The organism is Spongiactinospora gelatinilytica, assembly GCF_003236385.1.
GTDB lineage: Bacteria > Actinomycetota > Actinomycetes > Streptosporangiales > Streptosporangiaceae > Spongiactinospora > Spongiactinospora gelatinilytica.
On sequence record NZ_POUA01000056.1, the window covers coordinates 1 to 4,703 of the forward strand.

Genomic DNA, 4,703 nt, shown 5'->3' on the forward strand with positions numbered 1-4,703 from the left:
CGCAGTCGCTGCGGCAGGGGGAGTGCTCGCTGGCACTCGTCGGCGGGGTGACGGTGATGGCGACACCGGATTCGTTCGTGGAGTTCTCCCGGCAGCGCGGGCTTGCCCCCGATGGGCGCAGCAAGTCCTTCGCGGCGGCGGCCGATGGCGTGGCCTGGGGTGAGGGCGCCGGCGTACTCGTCGTCGAGCGACTGTCCGATGCCCAGCGGAACGGTCATGAAGTGCTGGCCTTGGTACGCGGCTCGGCGATCAACCAGGACGGCGCTTCCAACGGGCTGACCGCGCCGAACGGTCCCTCGCAGGAGCGGGTGATCCGGCAGGCGCTGGCGAACGCCCGGCTGGAGACCGCCGATGTGGACGTGGTCGAGGCGCACGGCACCGGCACGACGCTGGGCGACCCGATCGAGGCGCAGGCGCTGATGGCCACCTATGGCCGGGACCGGGAAGAACCGCTGTGGCTCGGTTCGATCAAGTCGAACATCGGGCACACCCAGGCGGCGGCGGGCGTGGCCGGTGTGATCAAGATGGTCATGGCGATGCGGAACGGCACGCTGCCGGCCACGTTGCACGTCGATGAGCCGACTCCGCATGTGGACTGGTCGGCGGGCGCGGTGGAACTGCTGACCGAGGCCCGCGAATGGCCGGAAGTGGGTCGGCCGCGCCGGGCCGGGGTGTCGTCGTTCGGGATCAGCGGGACGAACGCGCACATCATTCTGGAGCAGGCCCCTGAAGCGGAGGCGGTCACCGAGCCTGAGCCGGCCGGTGTGGTTCCGCTGATCGTGTCGGCGCGAAGTGAAGCCGGGTTGCGTGAGCAGGCCGGTCGGCTGGCCGAGCATCTGCGTGCCAATCCTGAGTTGGAACCGTCCGATGTGGCGGTTTCGCTGACCACGCGGGCGGCGCTGGAACGGCGTGCGGTGGTCGTCGCCGGAGACCGTGAGGCGCTGCTAGATGGCCTGGACGCGCTGGTCCCGGATGCCGGGCTGGTGTCGGGCCGGGCCGGGATGTTGTTCTCCGGTCAGGGCTCCCAGCGTCTCGGGATGGGCCGTGAGCTGTACGAGACCTTCCCGGTGTTCGCCGGTGTGGTGGACGAGGTCTGCGCGGTCGTCGATCAGGTGCTGGACCGTCCGCTTCGCGAGGTGATGTGGGGGTCCGATGCCGCCGCTCTGGAGCAGACCGCCTACGCCCAGTGCGGGCTGTTCGCCCTGCAAGTGGGGCTGTATCGGCTGGTGGAGTCGTGGGGTGTGGTGCCGGATGCGGTGATGGGCCACTCCATCGGTGAGCTGGCCGCCGCGCACATCGCGGGGGTGTTCTCGCTTCGGGATGCGGCGGCGCTGGTCGCGGCTCGTGGGCGGTTGATGCGGGCGCTGCCGGAGGGTGGGGGGATGCTCGCGGTCGTCGCCGCCGAAGCCGATGTCGCTCAGGCGATAGAAGGACTTGATCTGTCGATCGCCGCGGTGAACGGCCCCAACGCGGTGGTGCTGTCCGGGGCTCGGGAGGTTTTGGAGGAGTTCGCGGCCGGGGTGGAGTGGCGGTCCCGGTGGTTGCGGGTGTCGCACGCGTTCCACTCGTCGCTCATGGACCCGATGCTTGGGGACTTCGCCGAGGCCGCATCGCGTATCCGGTTCGAGCAGCCGCGCCTGCCGCTGGTGTCGAACGTGTCCGGGACCTGGGCGGGCCAGGAGGTGTGCTCGCCGGAGTACTGGGTCCAGCACGTCCGGCGCGCGGTGCGGTTCGGTGACGGAGCCGCGGCGATGGCCGCCCATGGGGTGAGCCGGTTCGTGGAGATCGGCCCGGACGGCGTGCTCACGGGTCTCGCCGAGACCGCGCTGGAAGGCGACGGCCGGGTCTTCGTGCCGCTGCTGCGTAAGGACCGCCCCGAGCTCGAAGCCCTGTGGTCCGGCCTGGGCCGCGCCTGGGCGTCCGGCCTGGCCGTGGACTGGAAGACCGCGCTGGCGGGCCGGGGCCGCCGGGTGGACCTGCCGACGTACGCCTTCCAGCGGGAGCACTTCTGGTTGGAGCCGGTGTCGGTGGCCGACGTCTCGGCGGCCGGGCTGACCGTGGCGGGGCATCCGTTGCTGGGAGCGGTGGTACGGCTGCCCGGTTCGGGTGGGGTCGTACTGACCGGGCGGTTGTCGGTACGGGCGCAGCCATGGCTGGCCGATCACGCGCTGTTCGGCCGGCTGATCCTGCCGGGCACCGGGTTCGTGGAGCTGGCGATCCGGGCCGGCGACGAGGTGGGCTGCGGTGTGGTGGAGGAGCTGGTGTTGCACGAGCCACTGGTCATCCCGGAGGACGGCGGGGTCGCCATTCAGGTGGTGGTCGAGGCCGCGGACGACTCCGGACGGCGGACGCTGACCGTCCACGGTCCGGGCGACATCCTGCACGCCTCGGGCGTGCTGGCCCCCTACGGCGAGGGCGACGGTACCGGCCGGGCCGCCGACCTGGCGGTATGGCCGCCCAGGGACGCCGAACCGATCGACCTGACCGGCTTCTACGACGACATGGCCGCCCGCGGGTACGGGCACGGGCCTGAGTTCCAGGGCTTGCGCGCCGCCTGGCGGACGAGCGACGGCGTCATCGCCGAGGTCGCGTTGCCCGAGGGCGCGAACGTGGACGGCGGACTGCACCCGGCGTTGCTCGACGCGGTCCTGCACGCCGCTCCTCTGGTGGAGGTCGGTGAGCGGCGGGACGACGGGCCGCTACTCCCGTTCGTGTGGAATGGCGTGACCTTGCACGCGGCGGGGGCCTCGCACGTACGGGCGCGGCTCACGGCGACGCCGGACGCGCCGGAGGCGCTGTCCATCGAGCTGGCCGACCTGACCGGCGCGCCGGTGGCCTCGGTCCGGTCGCTGACCCTGCGCGCGGTGTCGGCGCAGCAGCTCAGCGCCGCCCAGGTCGCGCAGACCGGAGACCTTGACTCTCTCCTGCACCGGGTGGAGTGGTCGAAGGCGTCGGCACCGGGCACCCCGGTCGGCGACGCGTACGCGGCCGTGGCGGCGGGTACCGCGACGCCCGGCACGGTGCTGCTGGAATGCCCGCGCCAGGACGGCGATGTGCCCGGGGCGGTGCGTGCGACGGTGCTCGCCGTCCTGGAGGTCGTCAAGGACTGGCTCGCCGAGGAACGGTTCGCGGAGTCCCGGCTGGTGATCGTGACCCGTGGCGCGGTCGCGGCCACCCCGGGGGAGCGGGTCCAGGACCTCGCCGGGGCCGCGGTGTGGGGGCTGGTACGGGCGGCGCAGGCCGAGCATCCGGGCCGGTTCGTGCTGGTGGACACCGACGGCCCGGTGCTGGTGGCCGGGGACGAGCCGCAGGTCGCCGTACGCGACGGCGCGGTGTACGCGCCCACCCTGGCAAAGGTGCGCGAGGCCGTGGAGGAACCCCCGGCCGTGCCGGACCAGGTACTGATCACGGGCGGCACCGGCGGCCTGGGCGCGCTGGTGGCCCGGCACCTGGTGACCGAGCGCGGAGTACGGGACCTGCTGCTGGTCAGCCGCCGGGGCCTGGACGCGCCCGGCGCGGCCGAGCTGTGCGACGACCTCACCGCCCTCGGTGCGGAGGTCGAGATCGCCGCCTGTGACATCGCCGACCGCGACGCGGTGGCCGGGCTGCTCGCGGGCCGTGAGCCGGGCGCGGTCGTCCACGCGGCCGGGGTACTGGACGACGGCGTGATCGAGTCCATGACGCCGGACCGGATGGCCACTGTTCTCCGGCCCAAGGTGGACGCGGCCTGGCACCTCCACGAACTGCTGCCCGATGTGTCGGCGTTCGTGCTGTTCTCCTCGGCCGCAGGCGTGCTCGGCGGCCCGGGGCAGGCCAACTACGCCGCCGCCAACGCCTTCCTGGACGCCCTCGCCGAACAGCGGCGAGCGGACGGACGATCGGCCGTGTCGCTGGCCTGGGGACTGTGGGAACAGGCCACCGGCATGGCCGGGGAACTGGCCGGCCGGGACCGGTCGCGCATGGCGCGGGAGAGCGTGCTCGCCCTCACCGAACGCGAAGGGCTGGCGCTCCTGGACGCCGCGGTCGGCCTGGACGCCGCGACCCTCGTCCCGATGAAGTTCGACCCGGCGTCGCTCGCGCAGTCCTCCACGCCGATGCTGCGCGGGCTGGCACCGGCCAGACGCCGCGTCACCGAGGACCAGGCAGATGGCCAGGACCTCCGCCGCAGGCTGGCCGAACTGCCGGACGCCGACCGGGAGCGCGCACTGCTCGATTTGGTACGCGCCCAGGTCGCGACGGTACTGGGCCACGCCTCCACCGACGAGGTGACCGCCGAACGCGCCTTCAAGGAAGCCGGGTTCGACTCGCTCACCGCGCTCGAACTGCGCAACCGGCTGGGCGCGGCCGTCGCGCTGCGGCTGCCGGCCACGCTCGTCTTCGACTATCCGACCCCGGCCCACCTGGCCGCGTACCTGAAATCCGAGCTGTTCGAGGACGTCGATCCCGCACAGGACGTGCTCAAGGAGATCGACCGCCTCGAAGCGGCCCTCGCCGGGCTGTCCGCGTCGGGCGGCTCCCGCATCACCGCGCGCCTGGAGGCGCTGGTCCGCCAATGGCACGACAAGGACCACGGCCTGGACGGGCCCGTACCCGAGACGGACCTGGAGTCGGCCACCGATGACGAGCTGTTCGCGGTGCTCGACGGCGAGTTCGGTGTCCGCGGCGACGAGAACCTCTGATCGTTGAGAAGGATTGGGTCTCCC

The 4,703-nt window shown here is 72.6% G+C and carries 1 protein-coding gene; it reads left to right on the plus strand.

The genetic code is table 11. The annotated features are described in order from the left end of the window. Nucleotides 1-8 precede the first annotated feature (8 nt). A complete protein-coding gene (locus C1I98_RS10045) occupies nucleotides 9-4,679 on the plus strand; it encodes a type I polyketide synthase (protein WP_267898031.1) in 4,671 nt (1,556 codons plus the stop codon). Nucleotides 4,680-4,703 lie beyond the last annotated feature (24 nt).